Consider the following 15,098-nt stretch of genomic DNA (forward strand, 5'->3'; position numbering starts at 1 on the left):
AAAAGAGCGGTTAATTAACCGCTCTTTTTTTATTATTGACGATAGGTTTCTAAGAAACGAGCCAATTTGCCAATGGCTTCTTCTAATTGACCGGTATAAGGAAGTGTTACCACACGGAAGTGATCCGGTGAATGCCAGTTAAAGCCTTTACCATGAACAAGAAGCACTTTCTCTTTACGTAATAAATCGAGCACAAATTTTTCATCACTATGAATGTTGAATTTTTGGATATCGAGTTTCGGGAACATATACATTGCCCCCATTGGTTTTACGCAACTAATACCCGGGATTTGAGTAATTAAATCATAGGCTTTATTGCGTTGTTCCAGTAAACGACCACCCGGTTGAACAAATTCATTAATACTTTGATAGCCACCTAATGCGGTTTGAATGGCGTGTTGCATTGGTACATTTGCGCATAAACGCATAGACGCCAGCATATCCAAGCCTTCAATATAGCCTTTAGCATGTTGTTTTGGCCCATTTAAAATCATCCAACCTTGACGGAAGCCCGCAACACGATACGCTTTTGATAAGCCATTGAATGTAATGGTTAATACATCTGGTGCAAGGGCAGCAATATGATGGTGGATAGCACCATCGTAGAGAATTTTGTCATAAATTTCATCAGCAAAAATAATCAGATTATTTTCACGTGCAACTTGGATAATTTCTTCGAGTAACTCTTTGCTATAAACCGCACCTGTCGGGTTGTTCGGGTTGATCACGACGATAGCTTTGGTTTTGGCATTGACTTTCGCGCGAATATCATCAATAGCAGGGAACCAACCCGCTTCTTCATCACATAAATAATGTACTGCATTTCCGCCCGCTAATGTCACAGCCGCTGTCCATAATGGATAGTCTGGCATTGGAACTAAGACTTCATCACCATCATTGAGAAGAGCTTGCATGGACATGGTAATTAATTCAGATACACCATTCCCGATGTATACATCGTTTACTGTCGCATCATGAATACCTTTAGATTGATAGTATTGCACGATAGCTTTACGTGCCGAATATAACCCTTTGGAATCACAATAACCTTGTGCAGATGGTAGGTTGCGGATAACATCAACTAAAATTTCATCAGGCGCTTCAAAACCAAATGGGGCAGGGTTGCCGATATTAAGTTTTAAGATTTTGTTGCCTTCTTCTTCTAGGCGTAAAGCTTCTTTGTGAACCGGTCCACGAATATCGTAGCAAACGTGTTCTAATTTGTCTGATTTAGGAAAAGATCTCATTAGTAACATCCTATGATAATTAGATTTTCATTCAAAAATTACGTCTAATTTACGCTTAAATTCTTATCTTGAAAAGATTTAATAAAAAAATTTTTTGAATGTATTAAAGTGCGGTAGAATATGGGCTAATTTTTTGTGTGTTTTATTATTTTTCATGGGCCCTTTAGAACAAGCTAAATCTGAGCTAATTCGCCAGTTTGAAACCTTGGTGACAACTGATCAGCAACCCGCTATTGCACGTCTTCAGACGAAGATGAAATTGGGTGTTGATCTTTTGGCATGGATGAAGGGGCAACTTGTTTATCCACAATTTTATTTACGTTTTCGTGATGAAGCTAAAACCGTCGCAGCGGTGGGGAAAGTGCGGTCATTTTCAGATGTGAATTTGGCACAGCAATTTATTCAAGAGTACGATTTCCCGTTAGTGGGCGGTTTACAGTTTCAAGGTGAAAGCCAGTTTATTTTGCCTCAAGTTTTAATTGAACAACAACATGGTGAGACAGTAGTTTCTGTGTTTGTTGAAACAAATGAGCTTGATTCAGCAAAAGCGGTGTTGAATTCATTCGAAAAAACAACCGCACTTTTACCACTTAATCAATTAACCATCGAAAGCATGGTGCCAAAAGCAAACCAAGAAACGTGGTGTGACTGGGTCAATCAAGCACTCGCTCGTATTCGACAAGGGGAATTAACCAAGCTTGTTTTGGCAAATGAAACCGTGTTTGGTCTTCATAGTAAGTTAAACGGAAAAGATTTTCTTGCAGCAAGCCAAGCCAAAAATAGTGGTTGTTACCATTTTTTATGGGCAGATAATGCTGAACACTGTTTTGTAGGTTCGACGCCTGAACGCTTATTTGCACGAGATGATCGTCAGTTATTTACGGAGGCGCTTGCGGGTACTGCACCTGTTAGTGATAATCCGAGTGAAAATGATGAACGTGCGAATTGGCTGTTAAATGATGAAAAAAACCTCAATGAAAACTGGTTGGTGGTTGAAGATATTTCACAAAATATCAGTCACTTAGTGGAACAAATTACCGTTGATGATGTCGCATTAAAGTCATTACGCAAAGTGCAGCATTTGATTCGAAAAATGCACGCAAAATTGACCGCACTTTGTACGGATGCCGATTTACTGAAGGCAATTCATCCAACGGCAGCGGTATCAGGTTTACCACAGCAACAAGCGAAGAAAGCTTTAGCTGAAATAGAAACCTTTGATCGTCGTTGGTATGCCGGAACATTAGGCGTGATGAGCCAAAATCTCTCAGAATTTTGTGTTACTATTCGTTCGGCTTTTATTGAAGAAAACCAAGTGCGTGTATTTGCTGGTGCCGGTATTGTGGAAGGCTCACAACCCCTAGAAGAGTGGTTAGAAATTGAACGTAAAGCGGCAGGGCTGATTTCCCTGTTTGCAGAGAATAACGGAGAATAAGAAGAATGTCTGTAAGCGTATTTAATCGTTGTTGGTCAAAGGTGATCTTAGAAACCTTGGTTCGCCAAGGCGTGAGTCACTTTTGTATTGCGCCTGGTTCACGCTCAACACCTTTAACGCTAGAAGCTGTGCGTTTACAAAATGCTTCTCGTGCAACGTGCCATAGTCACTTTGATGAACGTGGTTTAGGCTTTTTTGCGTTAGGGATTGCAAAATCTACTCAAGCACCTGTTGCCGTGATTGTCACCTCGGGCACCGCAGCAGCAAATTTATATCCAGCAATTATCGAAGCTCGTCAAACAGGCGTGAATTTAATTATTCTTACCGCTGATCGCCCACCTGAATTATGGGAATGTGGGGCGAATCAAGCTATCGTGCAACAAAATATGTTTGCCGATTACCCTGTGGCAAGTGTCAATCTACCGAAACCTCAAGCCGATTATGCGGCAAAATGGTTAATTTCTACGTTGGAACAAGCGTGCTATAAACAAAAACAACAACCAGGTGTGGTACATATCAATGTGCCTTTTGCAGAGCCACTTTATAATGCCCAAGAGCAAGAAATTGACGGTCATCCATGGTTAATGCCAATTCAACGTTGGTTAAGCCAGCCTAAAAATTGGGTTGATCATCAACCATTACAGCAAGAAGTGTTAATGCACGAGAATTGGGATACTTGGCGTACAAAACGTGGTGTGATTGTGGCAGGACAATTAACGCCTGAACAAGCAATGGGTATTAACTCATGGGCAAATACCATGGGGTGGATTTTGCTTACGGATATTCAATCAGGTGTTGAGCCTCTCATGCCTTATGCGGATATTTGGCTAGCAAACCAAACGGTAAAACAAAAACTACTTCAAGCTGATATCGTGATTCAATTTGGTTCTCGTTTTATCAGTAAACGTATTAACCAATTCTTAGCGGAATTTCAAGGTGAATTTTGGGTGGTGGAGCAAAGTCAAAATGCAGTTGATCCAAACCACCATACGCAAACTCGCTTTAACGCCAAAGCGCATCATTGGTTGCGTGCACACCCGCCATTGCGTCAAAAGCCTTGGTTGCTCGAACCTCTGGCACTTTCAAAATTCTGTGCAACCTTTATCGAACAACAAGTCGGTGGCAATCTTAATGAAGCCTCATTAGCACATCATATTGAGCGTGTTTTACCTTACAACGGTATTTTGTTCTTAGGAAACAGTCTTTTTGTGCGTTTGGTTGATGCGTTAACCAAATTACCTGAAGGGTATCCGATTTATACTAACCGTGGTGCAAGCGGAATTGATGGCTTATTAGCAACGGCTGCAGGTATTGGTATCGGTGCCGATCAACCTGTGGTGGCCATGATTGGTGATACGTCCACGCTTTATGATTTAAACTCTTTAGCCTTATTTAAGAATGTCACTCAACCGACTATTATTTTTGTTATTAACAATAATGGTGGCGCAATCTTTGATATGTTGCCAGTGGAAGAAGAGGTGAAAGAGCAGTTCTATCGCTTGCCACATAATGGTGATTTCTCTCAAGTCGCGGCAATGTTTGGCTTAAAATATGCCTTGCCTTACACCTGGGCAGATTTAAGCTCCGTGTTAAAACAAGCTTATACTCGCCGCCGTGCGACATTAATTGAAATCAAAACAAACCCAAGTGATGGCAGCGCAACCTATAAGCGCTTGATTGAACAAATCAGCCACGCGGTGATTGGTGAATAATTTTTCCCCTCTTATATAGAGGGGATTTCTTTATATGGCATTATTATGATGAATCTTGTTTTTCTTCATGGCTTATTAGGTACGAAATCAGATTGGCAAAAAGTCATCGAAAATCTACCGCACTTTCGTTGTTTCTCTCTCGATTTACCGTTTCATGGTGAGAATAAAGCTGTTGCCGTTGAAGATTTTGAGCAAACCGCTCAGTGCCTTGAAGAACAAATTCAACATCTCATAAAAAATGAGCCTTATATCTTAATCGGTTATTCACTTGGTGGACGAATCGCACAATATTATGCACTGCAAGCTAGAGTGAAAATAGGGCATTTAAAGGCAGTCATTTTAGAAGGAGCGAATTTAGGTTTACAGTCTGAGCAAGAAAAGCAAAGTCGTTTGGTCAATGACAAAATGTGGGCTGAGCGTTTTTTCCATGAAAAGCCTGAAATCGTGCTCGAAGATTGGTATCAACAACCTGTTTTTTCTCATTTAAATGAACAGCAACGTAAGGCATTAATTGAAAAGCGAAAAGCCAATTGTGGTGCAAATATTGGTCATATATTGTTAGCCACTAGTCTTGCCAAACAGCCTGATTTTCGAGAGAAAGTGCGGTCAAGTTTGCTGCCATTTTTTTATTTTTGTGGTGAACGAGATCAGAAGTTTCGCCAAATGGCAGAGGATAATCAACTTGATTTAACGATTATTCCTGATGCAGGTCATAATGCACATTTAGAAAACCCGACATATTTTGCTGAAAAAATCAAAAATATCGTATTAAAAATTGCTCAACCTTAAGGGAAATGCTAGGATTTAGCCCTTTCATTTTATTTGACTCTTAAGGAAGCAAAATGTCCTCACAACTTCGTAATGATCCACTGAAGGTTGCTTTAGCCTCTATGGTGGGTACCGCAATTGAATTCTTCGATTATTATATCTATGCCGCTGCGGCAGTATTAGTTTTTAACACGCAATTCTTCCATAGTGGTGATCCGCTTTCAGATGATTTGCTTTCTCTTTCAACATTAGCCTTAGCGTTCTTTGCTCGTCCAATTGGCTCAGCTTTATTTGGGCACTTTGGTGATAAGATTGGTCGTAAGAAAACCTTGGTCGCCTCTTTGGTTTTAATGGGCGGATCTACGGTCGTTATCGGTTTATTGCCGACTTATTCTCAAATTGGTATTTGGGCACCGATTTTGTTATGTATTTGCCGTGTCGGTCAAGGTATTGGTCTTGGTGGTGAATGGGGTGGTGCCGCTTTAGTGGCAACAGAAAATGCGCCAGAAGGAAAACGTGCTTGGTATGGCACATTCCCTCAATTAGGTGCACCAATTGGTTTATTTGTGGCTAATGCAACCTTCTTCTTAGTGAGCTATTTCTGGGGGCAACAAGCCCTTGTTGAGTGGGCATGGCGTATCCCGTTTGTTTCTTCTTTAGCCTTAGTTTTAGTTGGGTTGTATGTTCGTTTAACTTTACATGAGAGCCATGTCTTCGTTGAAGCGGAAGAAAAAGGGAAAAAATTAAAAGCACCGGTGAGTGTGGTATTTACTAAACACTTTAAACCGATGGTGATTGGTACCTTTATTATGGTGGCGACTTATTCCTTGTTCTATATTATGACTGCCTTTGCTCAAGCGTATTCTCGTACACCGGCAACCCTTTCAGAAGCGGGCTATCCTATGGGGTTAGGCATTCCTGCCAATACCTTCACGGGATTACTTTTAATGAGTGCGATCGTTTTTGCGATTTTTATCAGTATTTCAGGTCTTTATGCAGATAAAATTGGTCGTCGCAAATGGTTAATTTGGACAACGGTCAGCATTTTAATTTTTGCATTATGTATGCCATTATTCCTTGGAAATGGTACACCGGCTTCTGTATTTGCTTTCTTAGTAATTGGTATGGCATTAATGGGCATGACATTTGGCCCAATGGCGGCGTTATTACCTGAATTATTCCCAACGGAAGTACGTTATTCTGGCGCTTCTTTAGCCTACAATATTGCATCCATTATCGGGGCAACCATTGCGGCAATGATTTCATTAAAAATCAATGCACTTTATGGCTTAATGGGCGTAGGGATTTATTTAGCCATTAATGCATTCTTAACCTTGTTAGCGTTATTAGCCTCAAAAGAAACGAAAAACGTCGATTTAACACAGATCTAGTGACAAATTGATAATGAAAAAGCTGATGTAAATAACATCAGCTTTTTTTATTTGTTGAAAGGAAGCAGTAAAAAAGAGCGTATTGCTACGTTCTCAGTCTATAAAAGTGCGGTTAAAAACAGCGTATTTTTATGAAAAGAATTAATCTTCACCCCATACTTCTTTAGCAATTTCTTCAACGTAACGAACTTTTGCCCATTGCTGTGCTTCCGTCATGATATTCCCTTCTTCTGTTGACGCAAAACCACATTGTGGGCTTAAGCAAAGCTGTTCAAGTGGAACATATTGCGTCGCTTCTTTAATGCGAGCTTTAATAGCTGCTTTATCTTCTAATTCAGGGAATTTTGAACTGATTAAGCCTAATACAACACGGCCTTTGTGTGGATTATTGGCAAAGTGTTTTAATGGCTCAAACCCACCAGAACGTTCGTCATCATATTCAAGGAAATAGCCATCGTATTGGGTTTGACCGAATAACGCATCCGCAATAGGATCGTATGCGCCGGTTAATAAATAGGTTGAACGGAAATTGCCACGGCAAACGTGTGTTGTGATAACCATATCTGCTGGTTTAGCGGCTAATACAACTTGAATATTTTCAAGCGCTTGTGCTTTATCTGCTTCAAATTCTGGTTTTAGGTGATTGTTACAGAGCGACCCCCAATACACGTCATCAAATTGTAAATAACGGCAACCTGCATCATAGAAGGCTTTGATTGCATCTTTATAAGCTTGTTGAACATCTTTGGCAAATTCTGCACGTGTCGTATAAACGCCCGTATCCCATTGAATTGGATACATTAATTGATTTGGGCTTGGAATGGTATATTTTACGACGCCACGATCCCCAACAATATCTTTTAATTTTTTGAAATGTTCGATAAATGGATGGTTTGGATTCCAAGATACTTTACCGCAGCAGCGAGTATTGTAAGGTTTGGTTTCCACACCATTAAATTTATAACCGTGTTCAGGGTGATAACCTTCGATGCCATTAAGGTTTTCTAAGAAATCGATGTGCCAAAACGCACGGCGATATTCCCCATCTGTGATGACTTGAATACCAGCATCTAACTGAGCTTGTACTAATTTTGCAATTTCTTGATCTTCAACTTCCGTTAATTGTTCACGAGAAAGTTCGCCTGCTGCAAATTTTGCACGGGCTTCTTTTAAAGGTTGAGAACGTAAGTATGAACCGACTGTATCAGCGTGGAAGGGAAGTGTTTTTGATGTCATGTTTATATCCTTCTTTTTATTTTCGTATGCTGATTTTAACGTAAGGATATTTCACGATCAAAGTAATGATTTTTTCATTTATGATGAAAATAATTAATGCAGAGAAAGATTAGCTTTCAGCAATTCCCATTGCACAAACGGCAGCCGAACTCCATGCCCATTGAAAATTGTAGCCGCCTAACCAGCCGACAACATCGAGCACTTCACCGATAAAATAGAGACCTTTAATCTTTGTCGCTTCCATGGTTTTGGATGAAATCTCATGGGTATCAACTCCGCCCATCGTGACTTCAGCCGTTCGGTAGCCCTCAGTGCCATTAGGTATAAATTGCCAGTTGTGGATTAAATTCTCTAGATTTTCTAACCGCACTTTACTTAAATTTGCAATCACTTCGTCTTGAATCAAGCCTTGTTCTAACCAAAGTTCGACTAATTTTTTTGGTAATAATCGACTTAATACGGTCTTTAATTGTAATTTAGGTGAAGATTGACGCATTTCATCCAAATGATGACGAATGTTGTTATAGGGCAATAAATCTAAATGAATGCTTTCACCCGGTTGCCAATAATTGGAGATCTGTAAAATAGCAGGGCCTGATAAACCACGATGGGTAAATAGCATTTGGTGAGTAAAGGTTTTGTTTTGATTTGTTGCCGCTACGTCTAATGAAATGCCGGATAGTGCCGCGTAGAATTTTTCACTTTCTCGCCACGTGAATGGCACAAGACTTGCTCGCGGAGGAATCACATTTAATCCAAATTGTTCTGCAATTTGATAGCCAAAAGGCGAAGCGCCCAAGCCTGGCATAGATAGCCCACCTGTGGCAATAATCAAATTTCGACATTGCCATTCAACTGCATTTACCTTTAATTTGAACCGCACTTTAGGATTGTTTTCAACGACTTCAACATCACTGACTTCGCTACGTAATTGAATGCTAACACCATATTTGTTACATTCCGTTCCGAGCATCTTCACGATATCTTCTGCGCCGTTATCACAAAATAACTGACCTAATTCTTTTTCGTGGTAAGGAATGCCGTATTCAGCGACTAAAGCAATAAAATCCCATTGTGTATAACGTTTTAAGGCAGATTTGACGAAGTGTTTGTTTTGACTGATATAACGGCCAGATGTGATTTCCATATTGGTAAAATTACAGAATCCACCGCCAGACATTAAAATTTTTCGGCCAATTTTCTTACCATTATCAAAAATGGTGGCTTGTTTGCCCAGCTTTCCTAACTGTGCGGCACAAAATAAGCCGGCAGCACCGGCTCCAATGATGATATTTTCTGAATAGCGACTCATAATTTATTGTGATACTTGCCCTTTTTCAAAATAGTCTATCATTTTGATTCGTTGGATGACAGTACGGCGATCCACGGCAGCATTACCTGAATCTAATAATTGTTGCCAATAAGCTTTGGCTTTTTCAGCTTCATGATTTTTAAAGGCTTCAGTCGCCAATAATGTGATTACCGAGATTTCATGTTTATCTTGTTTTAACGCCTCATCCATTATTTGCTGGATTTGTGGTGTGATATTTTGACCTGCTTGATAATAAAGTGCGGTTGCTTTGAGACCTAAAATAGCCGGTGTTGTGCCTGAAATTTTTTCTGCATTGCTATAGGCGATGAGTGCATGATCAAATTCATCATTTTGCATATAAGCATCACCTAGCTGAGCCCAAAGCTCAGGGTTATTCACATCTTCTCGAATTTTATTTTGAATTTTGAGCACCATATCTTCTTTTTGATGCACCATTGATGTATCGGCTTTTTTATTAGTAAGCTCAACCATCTCTTTTTCACCTTGCTGAACACGCTCAAAACGATCAAGGGAGAAGTAATAACTTAAAGGAAGAACCAACAAAATAGCAAAGACCCAAATGGCGGATTTGGTTTCAAATTTGACCGCACTTTTTTCTTCTTTAGGCGCTGTATGAGGTTGATTTTCAAGTGGCTTAGGGGCCTCTTCTGATTTTTTAGTGGAAAACAAAATCAATGCAAAAGCACCAATTAATAGCAAAATAGGCAATAGCCAGAGTAGTGCGGTATTCCATTGGAAAGGGGGCTTATAGTTCACGAAATTACCGAAACGAGCAGTCATCGTATCGATAATTTGCTGATTCGTTTTTCCTTCATCCACCATTTTATAGACTTCAATACGTAAGTCATAAGCGATAGGGGAGTTGGACTCAACTAAGTTCTGATTCTGACATTGTGGGCAACGTAAGGATTTTGCCAGTTCAACAGCACGAGTACGATCGGCTTGGTTTTTAAACGCATAGGTGTCCACCATTTCTGCGTGAGCAAAAAGGGCAAACGTCAGTAAAAGTGCGGTCAGAAATCGGGTTAATTTTTTCATTTTACTTTTTTGTTAATTCATCAAGTTTTGGTTTGATTTCGGTAAGCCACGTTTCACGATCCATATAGCCAGAATGACGATAACGGATCATGCCGTGTTCATCGACAATATAGGTCTCTGGTGCACCATCTACGCCTAATTGCATCGCAAATTCACCACGGCTATCGTCAATAGTGAGTATAAATGGGTTGCCCATGCGTTCGAGCATCGCAATACCGTTTTGTGGTTTGTCACGATAGTCGATGCCCACAATGGGCACGTCTTTTGAAATTTCCATCAAGAGAGGGTGTTCTTGTTGGCAATAGCCACACCAACTTCCCCAAACATTAAGCAGGAAAGGTTTCTTTGGGAAATCTCTTGGGCTGACGATTTGACTCGGTTCAAGTAGATTTGCTTGATAGAATTCCGGCACAGGCTTATTAATGAGTGCAGAGGCAATTTGTTTTGGATCTTTATGCAAACCAACAAAAAGCAGTAAGCAAACGCTCAATAATAAAATCAGTGGTAAAAACAAAATAAACTTTTTATTCATCGCGTTTTCTCTTCAAATTGATGGCAGAACATAATGCGCCAAGTGCCATTAAAATGCCTCCGAGCCATAACCAGCGAATAAGTGGTTTGTAATGCAAGCGGAACGTGAATTCACCTTTGCCCAAGTTATCACCCATCACAATATATAAATCGCCCCAAAGACCAGCATCTAAACCCACTTCACTCATGGTCATGGTACGAACGTCGTAATAGCGGCGTTCAGGTACAATTTCAGCATAAGGTTTGTCTTGTTTTGATACGCTAAAGAAAGCAACTTCAGCGGTAAAGTTTGGTCCAATTTCATTGGAAAAACGATCGTAGTGGAATTCAAATTGACCTAATTGCTGGCTTTGTTGTGGTGCAAGTCTAATACCTAATTCACTGCCAAAGTAACTACTCATCACGGCGCCCATTGTGGCAATAGCCACTCCACAGTGTGCGAGAATCATCCCGAAATAGGCAAGTCTGACTTTTGCCCAATTTTGCCATAAGGTGACGAATAATACCCAAATAGCGAGGGTGAGCAACACATAAGCGAAGAAATGGAAACGTAACGCACTGTCATTTTGCAACGCATTCCAAATCATGCCATAAGCCATCACTGCTGCAGGAATGAGTAATAACAAGCGTTTGAAAAAGTGTTTCTTATCGGCTTTAAACCAGCCTAAGCAAAGAGTGCCCGCCATGGCAAAAAGCACTAACGTAAGCAAGGGTAAGAAAATACTATTAAAGTAAGGGGCTCCTACGGAAATACTGCCCCAATTCATGGCTTGGAATAGCATTGGATAGAAAGTGCCTAAGAATGTGCTGACGGTGGCCACGGTCAATACGATGTTTAAACCTAAAATCGCCCCAGTTTTAGAAATGAGTGGAAATTTGACCGCACTTTCGTTGGTATTTGTGCGTAGCGCAAATAAGCTGAGCGAGCCGACAGTCAGTAAGAAGAAAATGAGCAATAACACATAACCACGGGAACTATCTAAAGCAAAGGCGTGCACGGAAGTTAATGCGCCTGAACGGACAATAAATGTGCCTAATACACTGAATGCAAAAGCGAGTAGGGAAAAGAGTGTTGTCCAGTAGCTAAACATGCCTTGCTTTTCAGTCACCATCAAACTGTGTAAAAGTGCGAGTCCCAATAACCATGGCATAAGTGAAGCATTTTCTACTGGGTCCCAGAACCACCAGCCGCCCCAGCCTAATTCGTAATATGCCCACCATGCACCGAGCACGATCCCTAATGTTAAGAATAACCAAGAAACGAGAACCCAAGCTCGCATTGCACGCGCAATTGCTTGTGCAGAACGATTAAAGATTAAAGCTGAAATGGACATGGCAAAGTTAACGGCAAAGCCCACATAACCCACATATAAAAGCGGCGGGTGGAAAATTAAGCCGATATCTTGCAGCATTGGGTTGAGATCTCGCCCTTCTGCTGGGGCAGGGAATGCACGTCCAAATGGATTGGAGTAGAACAAAATGAAAATAGCAAACCCAAGACAAATTAAGCCGAGTAAAGAGAGGGTTTGAGCAGAAAAAGAGCGGTCATTTTTGCGAGAGAAAAAAGCAAAAGCCACCAACCAAAGACTTAATGTGAAAAGCCAAAATAAAATGGAGCCTTCATGCCCGCCCCAAGTGGCGGCCACTTTGAAAAATGTCGGTAGTTGAGAATTAGAATGCGCCGCGACGTATTCCAATGTGAAATCATCTGTCGCAAAAGAGTAGGCGAGAATGCCGATGGAAACGCTTGTAAAAATACTGAAGCAATAACTTAATCCCCAAGCTGTATTGGTGAGAGTGGGTTTATTTCGCCAAATACCAATTTGTGGCACGATGGAAAGTAAGAGCGCCGCGGTGGTGGCAAAGAGTAATGAGAGAAATCCGAGTTCGGGAAGCATAGTATTCTTCAGTATTAAAGGTTGTATTTTACAAAATAAGGTTGATTTTAAGCATGAAAAACATACGTAAAATTAACCGCACTTTAGTCTTCTAAATAAACAAAAGGCGTATTGTATACGCCTTTTGATTAAATAAGAAATTTATCCTTACGCAACGGTAAGTTGTCCTGCATACAAGATGAAGTAACGTAAGCAGAGAACCCCGATTAAGTCGAAGATTGACACAAGGATAATAAAGTTCTTGTTGTATTTTAAGTTGTCTTTTACGGCAAGGTTGGCAAATAGTGGAATTAAGATACCAATTAAGAATACCCCAATCCAGAACACTGCACCCCAGAAGCCGGAAAGAGCATTGTGTAACGCAACCACTTTCTGACCACCACCGAAGTGTAGACCAACAAAGAAACAGATTAATAAACCAAGTTCAGTCACCATAATTGGCACTTCAAATTTGTGAATGAAGTGTGATTCATGGCTATCACCTTTTAATTTACCTGCAATGAGGATAAATAAGAAGGTTGCAGCGATACCTGAAGAGGTACCTGAAGCCAAGAATAACGCTGGTAGAACAGGGTTATTTAACATTGGGTAACTGATCAATGCTGATAGTAAGAAACCGGTATAAGCCCCTAGCACAGCGGCTAAGATGAAGAGAATGACTTCTACAGGACCAGTTAAACGTTCTAATACATTGATAATTTTACCGACAAAGCCAAGTTTTGGCATAAAACGTTGGATAAACGCCATGATATCTTCTTTGAAGATAACCGCACACCAACATACCAAGAACAGCATATAAACTTGGAATAACATTACCCCCATAGACATTACAGAGTTGAATTGATAGTTAAACATCAATTTCCAGAATGTCCAAGGACGTGCCAAGTGGAAAATTAATAGGGTTAAACCAATTAATGTTGGCACAGAACCTAAAACGGCGGCTGCTCGGATAATCCAGTTTTTGCTTGGATTTTCTAATTTGTTACTGCGTTTATAAGCAATCGCTAATTGTACCGCACCGGAAGAAATACCAAGTAAGAACAAATAGATAGCGATTGTTGAATCCCACACCAGGTTAGGTGTGTGAAACGGAACAGGATAATCTAATGTCATCTTCTTGGCTCCCCGTGTTGGAATGGAATATGGTAGAGATTTGGTTGAGTACCTAATTCCACTTTCGTGCGATAAACCGGTTTTTCTTTCACTTTGCGGGACACTTCGCTGCTTGGGTCATTCATATCACCAAAGGTTAATGCTTTGGTTGGACAAGCTTCTACACAAGCAGGTTGTTTGCCAGCTGCTAAGTTTGTATCGCGACAGAAGTTACATTTATCCGCAGTACGGTGTACTGGGTGAATGAAACGTACGCGGTAAGGACAAACTGCAACACAGTATTGGCAACCTACACAAAGATCTTTATGCACATCTACGATACCTGTTTCAGGATCAATAAATGATGCACCGGTCGGACAAACTGCCACGCAAGGGGCGTTTGTACAGTGTTGGCAAGATTGACGGAAAAACTCGTATTCTTGATTTGGGAATTCGCCGTAAGGTTCACTACGGAGAATTTCCAAACGTGAAACGCCTTCAGGAACGTGGTTTGTTTCACGACAAGCATCCATACAAGCGGTACAGCCGATACAAGCTGTTTCGTCGTGTACCATTGCATAGCGTTTCGGTTTATCCGCCTTTTCCTCTTTCGCTAAAGAGGTAACTGATGTCCCCGTCATAAGGATTAATGCCCCCATGCCGGAAACAAAGTTTCGGCGTGAACAAGCTGTCATTATTTATCCTTTTGTTCGGTTGATTGCGTTTGTGATTGTGTGTCTTTTGCCGCTTTGCGTTTTTGTTGTTCGCCGTGGCAATCTACACAAAGTTTCACACGATTTTTCGGTTGAATGCCTTTCATCGCATCATCTTTCGGGTGTAATGTGTGGCAGCTTGCACAAGGCAATTTCATTGCGTGAACATCGTGCGCCCAAAGTTTTTCACGAAGTTTTGCAGGTTGGTGACAAGCAAAACAAACTTGGTTTTGTTCTTGCGCGGTATACATTGGTTTTTTATCACCAAAGATATCGCCATCAAAACGCATCACATCTTTTGCACCACGACGGTGATCTTCCGAAATATTACCGTGACAGTTTACACAGTTAATCGGTTTACCTGTGTTAGGGCTTTTTTGATTTAAGTGTGCGCCGTGGAATTTACCAAAGTGTAATTCACCACCAGATTGATCTAAAGTTTGGTTTTTATCAACTTGGTCAAATTTGTGACATTTCGCACAATATTGGTTTGGGTCACGTTGGTTATCCAATTGTGGCTCATAAGTGAGTTGAGAGGCAGGTGTTTTTGCCATCTCTTCCGCACTTGCAGCCATTGGCATTGCCGCAAGCATTGCAAGCAATGCGAGGGATTTTGCCGATTTGCTGATTAAAGAAGTTAAATTCATTCTGATTACCTCAAATATATGGTTAAAAATGACCGCACTTCGACACTTTAGTTACAA

At 40.7% G+C, this 15,098-nt stretch carries 13 protein-coding genes; 4 read left to right on the top strand and 9 right to left on the bottom strand.

Annotated elements, in window-relative coordinates; translation table 11 throughout:
* Nucleotides 1-32: 32 nt before the first annotated feature.
* The gene (locus HMPREF3279_RS09445; protein WP_049369481.1) at nt 33-1,247 is read right to left on the bottom strand and encodes a pyridoxal phosphate-dependent aminotransferase; all 1,215 of its coding nucleotides are present in this window, start codon (nt 1,245-1,247) and stop codon (nt 33-35) included.
* A gap of 154 nt (nt 1,248-1,401) precedes the next feature.
* On the opposite strand from HMPREF3279_RS09445, the gene HMPREF3279_RS09450 reads away from it, so the two are divergent.
* From HMPREF3279_RS09450 to HMPREF3279_RS09465, 4 genes are read left to right on the top strand one after another with little or no spacing between them, the layout of a single operon-like run.
* Nucleotides 1,402-2,682 (top strand): isochorismate synthase, encoded by a 1,281-nt coding sequence (locus HMPREF3279_RS09450; RefSeq protein ID WP_053086265.1) that lies wholly within the window; start codon nt 1,402-1,404, stop codon nt 2,680-2,682.
* Between the two features lie 5 nt (nt 2,683-2,687).
* Entirely contained in the window at nt 2,688-4,394 is a 1,707-nt protein-coding gene (gene menD, locus HMPREF3279_RS09455; RefSeq protein WP_070868983.1) for a 2-succinyl-5-enolpyruvyl-6-hydroxy-3-cyclohexene-1-carboxylic-acid synthase, read from the top strand.
* A 45-nt stretch (nt 4,395-4,439) separates the two neighbouring features.
* Nucleotides 4,440-5,183 carry a 2-succinyl-6-hydroxy-2,4-cyclohexadiene-1-carboxylate synthase gene (menH, locus tag HMPREF3279_RS09460; RefSeq protein WP_070868984.1) on the top strand — a complete coding sequence of 248 codons (744 nt, stop codon included), beginning with the start codon at nt 4,440-4,442 and terminating at the stop codon, nt 5,181-5,183.
* 53 nt (nt 5,184-5,236) lie between these two features.
* Nucleotides 5,237-6,553 (top strand): MFS transporter, encoded by a 1,317-nt coding sequence (locus HMPREF3279_RS09465; RefSeq protein ID WP_049363035.1) that lies wholly within the window; start codon nt 5,237-5,239, stop codon nt 6,551-6,553.
* A 141-nt stretch (nt 6,554-6,694) separates the two neighbouring features.
* Here the strand turns inward: HMPREF3279_RS09465 and HMPREF3279_RS09470 are convergent, their stop codons facing one another.
* The 8 genes from HMPREF3279_RS09470 to nrfB all read right to left on the bottom strand — a co-directional run bounded on the left by HMPREF3279_RS09470 (nt 6,695) and on the right by nrfB (nt 15,041).
* Entirely contained in the window at nt 6,695-7,789 is a 1,095-nt protein-coding gene (locus HMPREF3279_RS09470) for a 5-methyltetrahydropteroyltriglutamate--homocysteine S-methyltransferase (protein WP_070868985.1), read from the bottom strand.
* 109 nt (nt 7,790-7,898) lie between these two features.
* Nucleotides 7,899-9,101 (bottom strand): BaiN/RdsA family NAD(P)/FAD-dependent oxidoreductase, encoded by a 1,203-nt coding sequence (locus tag HMPREF3279_RS09475; RefSeq protein ID WP_070868986.1) that lies wholly within the window; start codon nt 9,099-9,101, stop codon nt 7,899-7,901.
* A 3-nt stretch (nt 9,102-9,104) separates the two neighbouring features.
* Nucleotides 9,105-10,160 (bottom strand): heme lyase NrfEFG subunit NrfF, encoded by a 1,056-nt coding sequence (gene nrfF, locus HMPREF3279_RS09480; protein ID WP_070868987.1) that lies wholly within the window; start codon nt 10,158-10,160, stop codon nt 9,105-9,107.
* A gap of 1 nt (nt 10,161) precedes the next feature.
* Nucleotides 10,162-10,692, bottom strand: coding sequence for a DsbE family thiol:disulfide interchange protein (locus HMPREF3279_RS09485; protein WP_049363042.1), 531 nt, complete (start codon nt 10,690-10,692; stop codon nt 10,162-10,164).
* Complete coding sequence (nrfE, locus tag HMPREF3279_RS09490; protein WP_070868988.1) at nt 10,685-12,589, bottom strand: heme lyase NrfEFG subunit NrfE; 1,905 nt, start codon at nt 12,587-12,589, stop codon at nt 10,685-10,687. The genes HMPREF3279_RS09485 and nrfE overlap by 8 nt, the downstream gene beginning before the upstream one ends.
* Nucleotides 12,590-12,736: 147 nt before the next feature.
* Entirely contained in the window at nt 12,737-13,702 is a 966-nt protein-coding gene (gene nrfD, locus HMPREF3279_RS09495) for a cytochrome c nitrite reductase subunit NrfD (RefSeq protein WP_070868989.1), read from the bottom strand.
* Nucleotides 13,699-14,376: a cytochrome c nitrite reductase Fe-S protein gene (gene nrfC / locus HMPREF3279_RS09500; RefSeq protein WP_070868990.1), complete on the bottom strand. Its 678-nt coding sequence runs from the start codon at nt 14,374-14,376 to the stop codon at nt 13,699-13,701. Before nrfC ends, nrfD begins: the two co-directional genes overlap by 4 nt.
* Nucleotides 14,376-15,041, bottom strand: a complete 666-nt coding sequence (gene nrfB / locus HMPREF3279_RS09505; protein WP_049384503.1) for a cytochrome c nitrite reductase pentaheme subunit — start codon at nt 15,039-15,041, stop codon at nt 14,376-14,378. Before nrfB ends, nrfC begins: the two co-directional genes overlap by 1 nt.
* Nucleotides 15,042-15,098: the final 57 nt, after the last annotated feature.

The sequence above is a fragment of the Haemophilus sp. HMSC71H05 genome, assembly GCF_001838635.1.
Taxonomy (GTDB): domain Bacteria; phylum Pseudomonadota; class Gammaproteobacteria; order Enterobacterales; family Pasteurellaceae; genus Haemophilus_D; species Haemophilus_D parainfluenzae_R.